The organism is Vibrio plantisponsor, assembly GCF_013041605.1.
Lineage (GTDB): Bacteria > Pseudomonadota > Gammaproteobacteria > Enterobacterales > Vibrionaceae > Vibrio > Vibrio plantisponsor.
Genome location: NZ_JABEQC010000012.1, coordinates 111,465 through 126,289, shown reverse-complemented (window position 1 = coordinate 126,289; position 14,825 = coordinate 111,465). Strand labels below are relative to the sequence as shown.

General features: G+C 43.8%; 13 protein-coding genes. 8 read left to right on the top strand and 5 right to left on the bottom strand.

What is annotated here, in order from left to right; all coding sequences use genetic code 11:
• Positions 1 to 33: 33 nt before the first annotated feature.
• Complete coding sequence (locus HKI82_RS16545) at positions 34 to 930, bottom strand: LysR family transcriptional regulator (protein ID WP_171138600.1); 897 nt, start codon at positions 928 to 930, stop codon at positions 34 to 36.
• Positions 931 to 1,057: 127 nt separating this feature from the next.
• On the opposite strand from HKI82_RS16545, the gene HKI82_RS16540 reads away from it, so the two are divergent.
• Complete coding sequence (locus HKI82_RS16540; RefSeq protein WP_171138599.1) at positions 1,058 to 2,995, top strand: TonB-dependent receptor domain-containing protein; 1,938 nt, start codon at positions 1,058 to 1,060, stop codon at positions 2,993 to 2,995.
• An 84-nt stretch (positions 2,996 to 3,079) separates the two neighbouring features.
• Here the strand turns inward: HKI82_RS16540 and HKI82_RS16535 are convergent, their stop codons facing one another.
• Positions 3,080 to 4,642, bottom strand: coding sequence for a methyl-accepting chemotaxis protein (locus HKI82_RS16535; RefSeq protein ID WP_171138598.1), 1,563 nt, complete (start codon positions 4,640 to 4,642; stop codon positions 3,080 to 3,082).
• A gap of 206 nt (positions 4,643 to 4,848) precedes the next feature.
• Positions 4,849 to 5,463: an OmpA family protein gene (locus tag HKI82_RS16530; protein ID WP_171138597.1), complete on the bottom strand. Its 615-nt coding sequence runs from the start codon at positions 5,461 to 5,463 to the stop codon at positions 4,849 to 4,851.
• A gap of 153 nt (positions 5,464 to 5,616) precedes the next feature.
• Between HKI82_RS16530 and HKI82_RS16525 the strand changes: the two genes are divergently transcribed.
• The gene (locus tag HKI82_RS16525) at positions 5,617 to 6,243 is read left to right on the top strand and encodes a thiol:disulfide interchange protein DsbA/DsbL (RefSeq protein WP_171138596.1); all 627 of its coding nucleotides are present in this window, start codon (positions 5,617 to 5,619) and stop codon (positions 6,241 to 6,243) included.
• 11 nt (positions 6,244 to 6,254) lie between these two features.
• Positions 6,255 to 6,728 (top strand): BamJ family beta-barrel-assembly machinery protein, encoded by a 474-nt coding sequence (locus HKI82_RS16520; protein ID WP_102942261.1) that lies wholly within the window; start codon positions 6,255 to 6,257, stop codon positions 6,726 to 6,728.
• A 99-nt stretch (positions 6,729 to 6,827) separates the two neighbouring features.
• On the opposite strand, the gene HKI82_RS16515 is transcribed toward HKI82_RS16520, so the two are convergent.
• Positions 6,828 to 7,430, bottom strand: a complete 603-nt coding sequence (locus tag HKI82_RS16515) for a beta-phosphoglucomutase family hydrolase (RefSeq protein WP_171138595.1) — start codon at positions 7,428 to 7,430, stop codon at positions 6,828 to 6,830.
• 140 nt (positions 7,431 to 7,570) lie between these two features.
• Here HKI82_RS16515 and HKI82_RS16510 point away from each other — a divergent pair, with 140 nt between their 5' ends.
• Positions 7,571 to 9,334, top strand: coding sequence for a methyl-accepting chemotaxis protein (locus tag HKI82_RS16510; RefSeq protein WP_171138594.1), 1,764 nt, complete (start codon positions 7,571 to 7,573; stop codon positions 9,332 to 9,334).
• 89 nt (positions 9,335 to 9,423) lie between these two features.
• Here HKI82_RS16510 and HKI82_RS16505 read toward each other — a convergent pair whose 3' ends face one another.
• Positions 9,424 to 9,954 carry a GNAT family N-acetyltransferase gene (locus tag HKI82_RS16505; RefSeq protein ID WP_171138593.1) on the bottom strand — a complete coding sequence of 177 codons (531 nt, stop codon included), beginning with the start codon at positions 9,952 to 9,954 and terminating at the stop codon, positions 9,424 to 9,426.
• A 164-nt stretch (positions 9,955 to 10,118) separates the two neighbouring features.
• On the opposite strand from HKI82_RS16505, the gene HKI82_RS16500 reads away from it, so the two are divergent.
• The 4 genes from HKI82_RS16500 (at position 10,119) to napH (ending at position 14,732) form a co-directional block, all read left to right on the top strand.
• A complete protein-coding gene (locus tag HKI82_RS16500; RefSeq protein ID WP_171138592.1) occupies positions 10,119 to 11,240 on the top strand; it encodes an acyl-CoA desaturase in 1,122 nt (373 codons plus the stop codon).
• 302 nt (positions 11,241 to 11,542) lie between these two features.
• Positions 11,543 to 12,910 carry an anaerobic C4-dicarboxylate transporter DcuC gene (gene dcuC / locus HKI82_RS16495; RefSeq protein ID WP_171138591.1) on the top strand — a complete coding sequence of 456 codons (1,368 nt, stop codon included), beginning with the start codon at positions 11,543 to 11,545 and terminating at the stop codon, positions 12,908 to 12,910.
• Positions 12,911 to 13,114: 204 nt separating this feature from the next.
• On the top strand, positions 13,115 to 13,876 hold the full coding sequence (gene napG, locus HKI82_RS16490) for a ferredoxin-type protein NapG (protein WP_171138590.1): 762 nt from the start codon (positions 13,115 to 13,117) through the stop codon (positions 13,874 to 13,876).
• Between the two features lie 10 nt (positions 13,877 to 13,886).
• Positions 13,887 to 14,732 (top strand): quinol dehydrogenase ferredoxin subunit NapH, encoded by an 846-nt coding sequence (gene napH, locus HKI82_RS16485; protein WP_171138589.1) that lies wholly within the window; start codon positions 13,887 to 13,889, stop codon positions 14,730 to 14,732.
• The last annotated feature ends 93 nt before the right edge of the window (positions 14,733 to 14,825 follow it).

Genomic DNA, 14,825 nt, shown 5'->3' with positions numbered 1-14,825 from the left:
TGCGGGGATTTTTTTATTTTCTAAGCAATGCTGCTATTGAGTTATCCACTCAGAGGGCACATTAGTTTCAATCAAATCCAGCAGAGCCAGTAAGCGTCTTGGAACCAACCCTTTTTGAACATAATAGTTAATATCCGTTGTTCCCGTTTTCCATTCAGATAAACATTCGACAATCCGATTTGGGTGATGTTTTGAATAGCCAGCAGCGATAGGGTCAGGTAATAGCCCTATTCCGTGACCATTCGCAATAGAGTCAATCTGCAATACCAAATTGTCGCTTTCGAATCGACTCTTCATCGGCTCCAAATAATAGGTTCTTTGATCAGATGTAGAAATCGTTACGCCCGTTTTGCGCACAGAACCGAAGTCGATCCAAGGGTGTCCATTAAGATCTTGAGGATGTTGAATTTCGTCAACTTTTCTTAAGTAATCTGGAGAGGCATAAACACCATATCGCCATTGACCTAGAGTCTGTTTACGCCATTCCAAGTCGGGGTACTCACCCAACCAAATAACTAAGTCTGGCTTAGTGCTGTTGGAAGCAGTTTCGCTTTTTAGTCGAACACGTACTTTAGGGTTATCACTAAGAAACATATTCAATATGTTGTTAAGCCAACCACGCATCAGAGCGGGATGACAAACAATGGTTAACTCCCCTGACACCTTATTATTTAAACCTTGTATGGCGTCATAACTTTCATCTGCTATCTCTAACATCTGCTTACTGTAACGAGCGAAGACTTGCCCTGCTTTGGTCAGCGTTAAGCGATTTCCCTCACGCACCGTGAGTGCTTGCCCAATATCAGCCTCCAATTGTGCCAGACGTCTGCTGACTGTCGATTTCGGCTGATTCAGTGCCTTAGCGGCAGCCGTTAAACTTTTATGCTCTTGCAAGGCCTCAAACGCTCTCATTGATGTCAGATCATGCATTTATATACCTCGTAAAAGTTCCATATTCGAGACAAAGCGTTCCATAAATCTCTCTATCCCCCACCAATACAAATGTGAATAATTACCACTTACTAATGATAACTATTATCACAAAATAAGGATAAACATGTCTACTCTTAAACGTCAGGCACTTTTTGTTGGCGGAACTGCCATTATTGCTGCCCCATTCGCCTTTGCAGCTGATGCTGGTATCAATACAACAGAGACCATGGTCGTGACAGCCGCAGGCTATGAACAGGTTCAAACCGATGCCCCAGCAAGTGTCACACTCATCACTCAGGAAGAGTTGTCGTCGAAATACTATCGAGACGTGACTGATGCACTTTCCAATGTGCCAGGTGTCGTGGTAACAGGCGGAGGAGACAGCAAGGACATCAGTATTCGCGGCTTAGGCTCGCAATACACGTTAATGCTGGTTGACGGACGACGCTTATCATCTCGTGAGACTCGTCCAAACAGTGACGGACCAGGCATCGAAGCAGCTTGGCTACCACCATTAGAAGCGATTGAACGTATCGAAATTATTCGTGGGCCTATGTCTACTCTTTACGGTTCCGATGCAATGGGTGGTGTCATCAACATCATTACCAAGAAGTCCAATTTAGAGTGGAGCGGTAACGTACAACTCAGTACTCTCCTGCAAGAGAACCGTGACTCAGGTGATGAACAAAACACCAATTTCTTCGTTACAGGACCTCTGACCGACACACTCTCATTACAAGTTTATGGTCAGAATATACAACGCGACGAAGACAACATCGAAAATGGCTATCAAAATAAAACATTGCGTTCGATAGGCTCCAAGCTCAATTACCAGTTCAGTGAACAACAAGAAGTGTCATTCACTGTAGAAACAACCAAGCAAGAACGCAGCGGAACTGAAGGATTAACGGTTGCAGATGGTGAAGACGATGAGCTGAACCAATATGATCGCACTTCATTCGCACTCAGCCATTTAGGTCGCTGGAATGCACTGGGTCAGTCAGACAGCTACATTCAGTACGAGCGAAATAACAACAAATCTCGCCAAATGTCGCTGGAAAATACGGTTGCAAAATCAACCTTAGTGATGCCTTTTGAGATCAACACTGTCAGTGTTGGTATCCAAGGTGAATACTCAAAACTCAACGATGAAACCAGTAATACTGGCGGCACTATTACCGAGCTAAGCAACAGCCAAGGCGCAATATTTGTTGAAGATGAATGGCGAGCTTTGGACAACTTTACTATCACAGCTGGCGCCCGTGTTGATGTTAACGAAAACTACGGCTCTCACCTTAGCCCTCGTTTGTATGGTGTATGGAACATTGCTTCTGAGTGGACATTAAAAGGTGGTGTCTCAACCGGTTTTAAAGCGCCTCAGTTACGTCAAGCAAGTGACAATTGGGTTCAAGTCAGCCGCAGTGGCAACTTATACGGCAACTCTGACCTAAGTCCTGAAACAATGGTCAGCCAAGAACTGAACCTTATTTACAATGCTGATTCTGGTTTGCAGGCATCACTTGGTCTATTCAACAATGATTTCAAAGATAAGATCACCAGCATTGAATGTTCAGCATCTGTGTGTACTGGTGACACAAGCTTACTGGGCCGTCCGCCTCGTCTATATACCAACGTTGATGAAGCCGTAACTCGTGGTGTTGAAGCTTCGTTAGATACGCCAATCGGTGAAAACTGGAAATGGGCAGCTAGCTATACATATACCTACTCAAAACAGCTTACTGGTGATATGGCAGGTTCGCCTCTTACTCAGCTACCTAAGCACTTATTCTCAACTCAGTTAGACTGGCAGACAACCGATCAGCTAAACAGCTGGGCAAAAGTGACTTACCGAGGCAAAGAGTCTGATCCTTCAAGCTTCAGAGATACAGACACAGCACCTTCTTACACCTTTGTTGATGCTGGCATTACCTATCAGCTCACTGACAACACAAGATTGAAAGGTGCAATCTACAACTTGTTAGACGCTGATATTAGCTATGAAGAATATGGCTACGTTGAAGATGGACGCCGTTATTGGCTCGGCTTGGATGTAAACTTCTAAACATCTTAATTAACGGACATAAAAATTAATTAACGGAATTAGAAACGGAGACTCTAAGTCTCCGTTTCTATTTCTGAACGTTTGTTACTTCTCTTCGAAACGTGCCGCAAGAGTAATGAAATTATCCACTTGCTGTTTCATCTCTCGGCTGTGCTCACTAACAATACTCGTAGCCGCAACGTTTTGAGTAGCAGCTGATGCGATAGAGTGAATATGATGGTTCACCTCTTGAGTCAAACCTCGCTGCGCTTCAGCAGATTTCGCCATATCGCCCACTAACGTTTGCATGTCTGAAAGCATTCGTTCAACTTCATAGAGTCGATTGCCCGTTTCCTCAGCAACTAAACCACACGCTTGAGTTTGTATTTGGCTTTCTTGGATCTCATGCTGCCAAGACTTAATGGTATCTAACATCGCAGATAAACTGTTTTGAATCTGGTGAGTCGCCTTTTGCGTTCTTCCAGACAGAGCACGAACTTCATCAGCAACAACCGAGAATCCTCTGCCCTGTTCCCCAGCTCTTGCAGCCTCAATAGCCGCATTCAGTGCCAGTAAGTTCGTTTGAGCAGCAATGCCATCGATTTCTTCCATCAACTGACTGACCGCATTGGCTTGCTCGTTCAATTGATGTGTTGTACCTGTTGCTCGTTCAGCTTGCTCCGCTAAAGCCATCAGATCAGAGTGCGTCTGTTGAATGGTTTGCTTCGTTTTCAAACATTGATTCTGCGCTTGATCTAACAAAGCATAGGCCTCATTGGTACTGCTGGAAACCGCATCAGCGGCGGATTCTACCGAATCGGTTGCACTCATTACGCTCTGAATATCAATATTTTGCTGTTCCAACGCTTGGTTAACTTCAACACAAGTTTGGTTAAGTTGTTCAGAAGTCTCATAAAGCGGTTTAGCGGAATCCACCATACGCCCCAACACGGTACGAATACGTGCTGAGTACATGCGCAGATGATAATCCGCATAGGAAAACTCTCTGTTACCTGAATAAATAAGACGGCTGATACTGTCATATTTATTCTTCAGCTTGTTAATCTGGCGAGGCGTTTCAATCAGTTCATTTCTAAATAGCAACGCTAACGCAGCAACAGGCAGTAGACCCGAAATTAACTGAACAGCGCTGTTTGCAGACGCCAAATAAGCTAATGATGGTGCAGATAATGAGCCCGCTAAAATGGCGTAACGAACAGAAGCAGGCAAAGTTAATGAGAAACTCTTACCGCCTTTCTCTGCTTTACACAACGCTTTATAGGCTTTACTTGCGGTTTCAACGCGTTCACGTTTTGGTTGAACACGGACTGACTGATAACCGGCTAGCTTTCCATTTTCGTAGATAGGGGTGACGTAGGCATCAACCCAGTAATGACCGTTGGCTTTAGTACGGTTCTTAACGATTCCACGCCATGGATGACCTTTTTTTAAGTGACTCCACATATCGGCGAATGCCGCTTTAGGCATGTCAGGGTGACGAACAATATTGTGGTTCTGCCCTAACAGTTCACTTTCAGTAAATCCGGCTATGCGACAGAAGGTTTCGTTGCAGTAGGTAATAACGCCTTTAAGATCTGTGGTAGAAACTAGTTGATCTGTCTTTCCGACTGGAACCTCCAGATCTGAGGCAACTTGATGAACTGACATACTTCTCGATATCTTATACGTTATAGTTTGTGAGGGAATGTACACAAACGTTAATATTGTTTCAAAATTATTATCGCATTTTATTCTATAACTGAGAGTGTTATCAATTTCCTTTGAAATGATGAGGATATTAAACAAAAATCCCAGCCGAAGCTGGGATAGAAAGCGGATGAAAGTGTTATAAATTCGATGAATGATTTGAGCAATTAGTTATTTGAAACGATGAATAACAGTTCTACTCTGCGGTTACACGCGCGCCCTTCTGTTGTGCGGTTGGTACATGCTGGGATGTATTCACCATAGCCACGAGTATAGATAGCGTCTTTAGATACTCTGTTCTTAATCAGCGTTGTTTTCACTGTGTCAGCACGTTTAACAGATAGCGAATCATTAAAGGTTGGTTTACCCGTGCTATCCGTGTGTCCATCGATCACGACATCGATGCCTTGTTGTCTTGAAAGAAAGTCACTCATCATTGATAACCAATGGTATGACTCTTGTGAAACCTTCGAAGAACCCGTTTCAAATTGAACAGAGTTTTTTAGGCGAACCATGACATGGTTGCCAGGCAGAACTTCATAGTCCACGCCGTTGTGCAAAAGAAACTGCTGCAAAGCTTCGTAACTGCTAGTGCGAACTTGACCCAATGGGCCACGCACACCTGAAATTGCGCTGCGTGGCGGCGCTACCCACTCTGGATTACGGACTTCAGTTTCGCCTTTCGGTGCCGCATCTAATAAATTGTTGCTGAACATACGGTCGGTTTGTAGTGAACCACAACCAGCCAATAACAACATAAGTGGAAAAGCTAAAAATTTCATCGAATACATCACCCTTCAATCTAACTACATACATTTATCGGCACCATTTACAAAACTTTATAGAAAATTGATAACAATTTGTTTATCCGTGGTTTGCGTCACATCATTAAGCCGTTAGAATCTAAGCTAGTGTTTTTTAAAGGCGAATCTAATATGAAAAAATTGCTCACTGGCTTTATAAGTCTGTTTTCCTTGGTATTTTTACTCTCTGGGTGCAGCGACGACCCTACACCTGTCGAAGGAGAACAGTACCAACTATTGCCAGCGAATCTTTCTACCTATCGCTTAGCACCTGTGACTGAAGTGTTCTCACTCACTTGTGGTCATTGCCGGAAAATGGAAAGCATCATTCCTCAACTTGAAGAGTTGACGAACGAACACTTTGGCAAGCTGCACGTAACCTTCAATGAAGGGGCAAAGATCGGCGCTATGATCTACTACACAGCAGTGATGCAGTTAGATGGCATTCCAGATACAGCAATGATGGATGAATTGTTCGCAGCAGTTCAGATGGGTGAAGGTGCAACACTAACCGACCGCCAAGCTGCGATTGAAAAAGCGTTTACAGACCGAAACCTAACGACCCCTTATCACTTAACTCAAGAACAGCAACAGTCAGTGATGGGCATGATGAAAATCGCAGACAAAGCGTCACGTGAAGGTCAAATCAATGCCGTTCCAACTTTTGTGGTGAAAGGAAAATACCAAGTCCTAACCAGCGGCCACAAAGATGTGGAAGGTATTGCAAAAACTATTAGCTACTTACTCACTCAACCATAAGATCAATAACCATGTATAAAATCGTTTTTCCTATTGTTATTTTTGTACTTGCAGCATTTTTCGTATACCGCACTTGGACAAACCATAAAGCCGGTGAAGAGCAACTTGCACTTGGTCAGGCATTCTTAACAGAGAATGCCGCTAAGCCAGATGTTCACACCACTGAAAGTGGTTTGCAGTATCTTGTACTTGAAGAAGGAACAGGTACGGTTCATCCAGAAGCAAACAGCAAAGTAACGGTTCACTACGAAGGTAAACTGCTAGATGGCACTGTCTTCGACAGTTCTTACCAACGCAATGAGCCAATTACCTTTGGCTTAAACCAAGTGATTAAAGGCTGGCAAGAAGGTGTTCAGTTGATGGTTGAAGGTCAGAAAATGCGCCTTTTCATTCCTGCAAACCTTGGTTATGGCAAAAGTGGCACTGGCCCTATTCCACCGTCAGCAACTCTGATCTTTGACGTAGAATTAATTTCGATTAACTAAGCACTGGCACTTTGTTGAAAGCCAGAGTTTTGCAACGGCTTAAAAAACGGACAGTAACAAAAGAGCCGCCTCAAGGCGGCTCTTTTTATGGCAATGAAGTTATCCCTGATAGGGAAAGAACTGCAATCCGTGTTCTGTCACCATGATGCAATCCATACCACCAGCATGCGCCGCTTGTTTGCCGAGATCAGTGTCCTCAAACACAACACATTCTTGAGGTTCTAATCCCAATAATTCACACGCTGTTAAAAAGGTTTGTGGATGAGGCTTATGATTTTCAACATCTGTCGCCGTGACTAACGCATCCAACTTATCAAGCATATTTACTCGGGTCAGTAGCTTAACCGCACTAACTCGTTGACTCCCAGTACCGACTGCTAATTTCTTCTTGCCTAAATTCGCTTTAAGCAGATTTGCGGTGTCGGAGATCAAATCGCCGCTTTCATCAATTTGACTAAAGGCGTTCATCTTGTAATCAGAGACAGCTTTAGGGTCGAGTTCAATGCCGTAGGCTTTACTCACCTCAACGGCGATTTTAATACTCGGCATTCCGCCCATGCTTTGCAGCCATTTTGCATCAAATGGAAAGCCAAATTTATCAGCGGTAACACGCCAAGCTTCGACGTGTGCAGGCATAGTATCGATAAGGGTTCCGTCCATATCAAATATCAAACCTTTGTACTTTTCTACGTCTATAGTCATCCGACCAAGGCTCCTGTCATAAAACTTTAATAATTGTCGTGCATATATTAGCCGACACTGAACTTAAGGGGGCGATTTCCCCCTGCACTCACGACGATAATAACAAAAATATCTATAAACTTTATAAACCAGGTAATCATATGAATATTAAACAAAAGCTGTATTCATTAGGTGTTATTGCTGTCTTGGGCATCATTACCCTTTTAATAAGTTCTAATTACTTCGCGAATACTACACGAGAATTAACTCACGCCATCACTTTAGTCGACAAGCTTGAAATTCGATTACTTAATTTACGCCGTAACGAAAAAGATTTCTTACTTCGCAGCAGCACAAGTTACCTAGATACATTCAAAAAGAACAGCGAACTCTTTTTAAGTTTAGAATCTGAACTGTCGCTTATTCTGTCTTCCAATCAACTTGGGTCATCGGCGGATCTGCGCAATGATCTGCTGTCTTATAAAAAAGGCTTTGAAGATCTGGTTGCCGCTTATGTTCAACTTGGGCTGGATAAAGAATCCGGTTTATTTCAAAAGTACTACGCTCTCTTTAATCAAGCGTTCAACAATGCTAACAAAGAAGGTCAGCTTGAGCTAAGTCAATTTGATGATAATGTTCTCGCTGGTGTGATTAATCCGCAAGGAGAAATCGCATCAATGTCCGAACTTATTGCAGCCGCGAAAGCGGTGACTCTACAAGAGCAGAAAATCGGTCTGAAATACAATGAAGGTTTGTTGGGCAATACGCGCAACCTTTCACACAATGTTGAAGAGCAGTTTAAAACCTTTTCAGAAACATTGAGCAAGGAAGTGGATAGCCGCCGAGCTGAAATCGACATGATTGAAAACGGCATTACTGTGTTTGTGATTATCATCATTGTGGCGCTTATTTTCCAAATCAGCCGCACCATCAACATTCGCGTTAACCGTATGTTGAATGTTATTCACAATATTTCTGATACCAACAATATTGGTTTGCGCTCAGACATTACGGGTAAGGACGAACTTGCGTCGGTCAGTCACTACTTCAACAAGCTGCTCGATAAGTTCGAGACGCTGATTTCAGGCTCTCAGGCAAAATCGAACCAGTTATCGGCCAGCACGGCTGCAATGCACAATGAGTTGGAAGAAGTACTGAGACACTTTAATGCCCAGGCGGAACACACCGCTATGATGGCAACGTCCGTACAGGAAATGGTTTCCGCTATCGGTGAAATTTCAGAGAGTACCAGCGTGGCAGTTGAAGGGGTTCAACAAGCCTCTCACAATGCTGAAAACGGTCGTCTGGTGGTTGATTCCACAGTGAGTAATATTGAGCAGCTGTCTAAAACGTTGGAATCTAGCCAGCACTCAATTGCCTCTTTGAACAATCATGTTGAAAAGATTGGTGGAACCGTGAACATCATTCAGGGAATCGCTGAACAGACCAACCTTCTTGCACTTAACGCGGCTATTGAAGCAGCACGAGCCGGCGAGCAAGGCCGAGGTTTTGCTGTGGTAGCAGACGAAGTTCGCTCACTGGCGACACGAACTCACGAATCAACTGAAGAAATTACTAAAGTGGTTGCCGCAATTCAGTCGCAAATGGGACAGGTCGTGAAAGACATTCAACAATGTAACGCTCAGAGCCAAGAAACCTTGATGGATTCCCACAAGCTTGACGAAAGCCTGAGCCTGATTCTTTCAGATATGAGCAACATTCAGGCAAACTCTGAACGTATTGCTTCTGCAATTGAAGAGCAAGGCATTGTGATGAACCAAGTCAGTGAGTCTATCACTGAGCTTAACTCTATCTCAGAAGACAATATGCATTCAGCGCAGCAAGTCATGTCTGAAGTGGATATGGTCTCTCAACAAGCCAAAGAGATGGATCAAGCTGTTTCGGAATTCACCACGAAGCGCTGATATTCCGCAATAAGAACCAGCGACAAAAACAGGAAAGCCCAGCAAATGCTGGGCTTTTTGTTATCACTAGACTATCCAATTACCTGTATTTATTCGATGGATGCCAGCATCAGTTTCGGTGTTTTCCAAGTGTAAACAAATTCCGGAACTTCACTGCCACAAGGTGCTTTCCAAAGCTGTTGTAATTGGTGCTCACCACCGATGTGGTCATAAAAGTCGATAGCCTGTCTGTTTTGTTCCAACACTTCCAGATAAACGCCATTATCTGGGAAATAGTGATCAATCCATTTAGCCATTTCGCGAATCAGCTTCTTGCCGAGTCCGCGTCCCCGATATTCAGGGTCAATATGCAATGACTCAATAATACTGCCACGCTCAAAATCGTGATTTCCAAACGCACAAATAAAACCAATTAACTGGTCGTTTTCTTCCAACAACAAAATATGCTGATTAAAAGGTGGGTTGGTGAGGCGGGTTTGCCAAATCACAAGTCTGTCTGGCAATGCTTCATTATCGAGATAATCTTGCTTCAATAAACCTTGGTAATGTGTTTTCCAACTACGAACGTGAAGAGCAGCGATTCGTTCAAAATCGCTATATTCCGCTATCCTAATTTCCATTTATTAGTCCTTATAACTTCCTGTAAGGATTTCTAGTACCCATTCATACTATTCATTTGCGAAGGAAAAGCAAAACATACTGGTCACAATTTTGCTAAAGTTATTTGACTTACACCTGTTCGCTGATAATCTAGCGCACACTTGTAAGCCCAAAGGATTAAATCATGACAACTAAGCCGCCAGTTATATGGCTAAATGTCGCAATATTCTCACTCAGTTTTATTTTAGCTGCGGTTGTTACACCGTGGTTTGGTTGGCATTTTGGCTTCGGTGCTGAGCACTGGGTTTGGCTGATCGTCTGTTTTTCATTCTGCAACCTGTCAATTACCATGGGCTATCACCGCCTGTGGTCTCACAAGACTTTTGAAGCCCATTGGCTAGTTCGTCTGCTGTGTGCTCTCGGTGGCGCATTTGCATTACAAAATAGCGCCCTTCATTGGTCTTCCGATCACCGAGTACACCACAAGTTTGTCGACCAGAATGACAAAGATCCCTATTCCGCCAAGAAAGGCTTTTGGTACTCACACATTGGTTGGATGCTGCGTCACTATAACCAAGCGGTGTATGACGACTACAGTAACTGTCGTGATTTACAAAAAGATAAGATTGTGATGTGGCAACATCGTTATTACGTGCCTCTTGCAGTGCTCATGAATATCGGTGTGCCTCTATTACTCGGCGTCATCTATAACGATATTATCGGTATGCTATTAATGGTTGGCGCTGTTCGTCTGGTACTTAACCACCACACCACATTCTTTATTAACTCTCTGGCGCACATTTGGGGTTCACAGCCATACACCAATAAGAACACCGCTAGAGACAACGGCGTGTTGGCTTTCTTCACTTTTGGTGAGGGCTATCATAACTATCACCACATCTTTGAAAATGATTACCGAAACGGTATTTATTGGTGGCAGTACGACCCAACCAAGTGGCTTATCAAAGCGTGCTCATGGGTAGGCTTGACCAAGAAATTAAGAAAAGCACCACCGCTGAAAATTGAGAAGGCACGTGCACAGATGGCACTTGTGTATGTGCAAAGCAGAATACTGTCATTACCAAATCACGTCGTACTAATGAATAGCTTTCAGAATGAATTTGATGCTTTCATGAGCGAACTGCACAATTACTACGATATTAAAAGACAACTGCTTGAAAGTAAGAAAAACCTAGCATTTAAGAAGTATGAGCGTTCTATGCTAAAGGTTCGCTACGAGCAAGTTAAACTCGATTTTGTTGAAAAAAGAAACCGCTGGAACCGTATAGTCTCGCAATACGCTTAATTCTCCCTCTCTTTTAAAAAAGTGGTGCATTTGTGCCACTTTTCTTTTTTTATCGCCTAACATTAGAAAATCTTGTGCAAACAATAATATTAACTAATACATATATTCCTTAATATTATTCGGGGTTATTATTCACAAAAAGCACAATACCCTATAAAAGATAGTTAAATTTTTATTGCTTTAGATCATTCAAAGTGCAAGTTGAACTCGTGCCACAGAGAAGTTTCGAGTAAATTGCCGTAACACTTTGCAACATTTACTTTTAACTTTACTCGCATCATTCTCATAGATTGGAGACTACTATGCTTGAACTTCTCATCGGGTTAGTTGTTACGATTGCTGTTGGATACCTGATCGTAAAAGGCTACAAAGCGGCTGGCGTACTACTGACTGGTGGTCTTGTGCTACTCATTCTCACCGGTATTATTGGTCACACTGTATTGCCTAAAAACGTTGCTTCAACAGGCAACTTACTGACAGATTCATTGGAATACGTCAAATTCATGCTGCAAAACCGAGGCGGCGGCTTAGGTATGCAAATCATGCTGTTGTGTGGTTTTGCTTCTTATATGACTCACATCGGTGCAAATAATGTTGTGGTGAAACAGTTTTCTAAACCACTCTCTTTCATTAAATCACCATACATCTTGCTTGTTTCTGCATACATCGTAGCTTGTTTAATGTCTCTGGCTGTAAGCTCTGCAACAGGTCTAGGCGTGCTATTAATGGCAACCCTGTTCCCTATGATGACAGCGATGGGTATCTCTCGCCCAGCAGCGGCAGCTGTATGTGCTTCACCTGCAGCAATCATTCTTTCTCCAACCTCTGGTGACGTGGTAATTGCGGCTGAAAAATCAGGCTTGAGCCTAGATGTGTTCGCGGTACAAACCGTTCTTCCTGTATCTATCTGTGCCATTGTCGTTATGGCGATTACGGCTTACTTCTGGAACAAATATCTGGATAAGAAAGACAACACGCCAATGGAGCGAGTTGATGTGTCTGAAATTGAAGTGAATGCACCGGGCTATTACTCAATTTTGCCATTCCTTCCAATTATTGGTGTATTCCTGTTCAACGGTAAAACCATCGAAGGTTTATCTCTGGATATCTACACCATCGTTGTTGCTTCAATCTTTGTTGGTGCCTTAGTTCACTACGTATCTCGTAAGTTCAACGGTAAAGAAGCGTTAGAAGACCTAGAAGTGTGTTACGACGGTATGGCCGATGCGTTTAAAGGCGTGGTAATGCTATTAGTGGCAGCTGGCGTATTTGCACAAGGCTTAATGTCTATCGGTGCTATCGACAACCTACTTCACCTTGCAGAAACTGCGGGCGCAGGTGGCGTTGCACTGATGCTTATTCTGACCATCTTGACGGTTGCCGCAGCAATCGCAACAGGTTCAGGTAACGCACCTTTCTACGCATTCGTGGAACTTGCACCATCATTGGCTGGAAAATTGGGTCTGAACCCAGCGTTCCTAATTATCCCAATGCTACAAGCATCAAACCTAGGCCGTACTATTTCTCCGGTATCTGGTGTTATCGTTGCAACTTCAGGTATGGCGCACTTAAGCCCGTTTGAAGTGGTTAAACGCACCTTCCTACCAGTGATGACAGGTTTGATTACCGTAATTATCGGTACTACGGTTCTTGTTCCTATGATGGCGTAACATCAGCCGAACTTAACCATAAAAAGGCCAGCGATTCGCTGGTCTTTTTGTTTTCAATCTCTGCACATTTTTTCATTTATATTAGCTTTCACTTGACCTGAATCAACGGAGTGTTCGTACACTACTTTGGAGGTAGCGACTATTCTTATGCACACAGATAATGTGGTTATAATTTTAGTAGTGCGTTTTATACAGGGTTGGCGTATGAAAACTTCTCGTCCAAAAATTTCCGAAAGCCGCCGTCGGTTCTTAAGAGATGCTTCAAGAACTGCAGTCGGTGTCGGTGCAGCCGCGTCGCTCCTCGGATTGCAATCTCTGCAAAGTCAGGCAAGAGAAACCTCTGGTGTCCCTATTCGACCACCGGGTGCATTACCGGGTAACGATTTCGAAAAAGCCTGCGTGCGTTGCGGCTTATGCGTTCAGGCATGTCCATACGATACGTTGAAGTTAGCCTCGCTTCTTTCACCTGTTGCAGCGGGCACACCGTACTTTACTGCCAGACAAATACCTTGTGAGATGTGCGAAGACATTCCTTGCGTAAAAGCCTGCCCCAGCGGTGCACTTGATCCAGCGCTGACCAATATAGACGATGCAAGGATGGGAACTGCAGTACTCATCGACCAAAAGAACTGCCTTAATTTTCAGGGCTTGCGTTGCGATGTTTGTTACCGCATCTGCCCTGCTATCGATAAAGCCATCACCCTTGAAACTATACGGAATGAAAGAACAGGTTTTCACGCCAAATTTATTCCCACCGTTCATGCCGACTACTGCACGGGCTGCGGTAAGTGCGAAGAAGCCTGTGTGTTAGATGTGGCGGCAATAAAAGTGGTGCCAATAGAGCTTGCTCAAGGTCAGTTAGGTAAACATTACCGCTTAGGCTGGGAAGAGCATTCTGAAGTACGTGTCGATACCGAAGAACACGGTGGCGTTCCAATTAAACCATTTAACGGCAACCAGCTTTAGGAGGTGGATGATGGCTAAGCATTTGGCTAAAGACGCCGGTAAAGCGGCAATACAAAACTTAGGTTGGTGGAAAGCGCATCGCTTCCTGATCCTTAGAAGAGTTTCTCAACTCACCATTATTGCGCTGTTTATGGCAGGCCCAACGTGGGGAGTGTTTAAAGGAAACCTTTCGTCTAGCACTCTGTTTGATGTTATTCCTTTTACAGATCCGCTCTTGCTGTTACAAACCATCGCTGCAGGGCATCTTCCTGAGTTCACGGCAATTTTAGGTGCTCTGATTGTTGTCGCACTGTACGCCGTGATCGCACCAAGAGCGTTTTGTGCTTGGGTTTGCCCGCTGAATATCGTGACTGATTTAGCCGCTTGGCTACGCAGAAAACTGAATCTAAAAGCGAGCTATTCATGGCCAAAGAGTCTGCGTTATTGGTTGATTCCGGTACTGCTGATTGGCAGCGCCATTTCCGGAAGTGCGTTATGGGTGTGGATTGACCCTGTTTCTGCGCTCCACCGCGGCCTGATATTTGGTATGGGTGCTGGCTGGATGTTGATTGTGCTTGTCTTCTTACTCGATCTGTTGCTGGTCGAACATGGATGGTGTGGTCACTTATGCCCCTTAGGGGCGACCTACGGCATCATCGGCAAACAGAGTATTATGCGTGTCACCGCCACTGACAGAAACGCCTGCACTAAGTGTATGGATTGTTTCAACGTCTGCCCAGAACCGCAAGTTCTTAGAGAGCCGTTAAAAGATGGCGACATCAGGGTGATGGATCAGGATTGTATTAGCTGCGGACGCTGCATTGATGTGTGTTCTGAAAAGGTATTTGAGTTTAAAACTCGCTATTCGAAACAGTAACGACTGCCAAAATTGCAGTCTGTAACTACAAAATTGCAATCTGTAACTAATAGCAATCTGCAAATAAAGAAAAAAGAGGCAATTAGCCTCTTT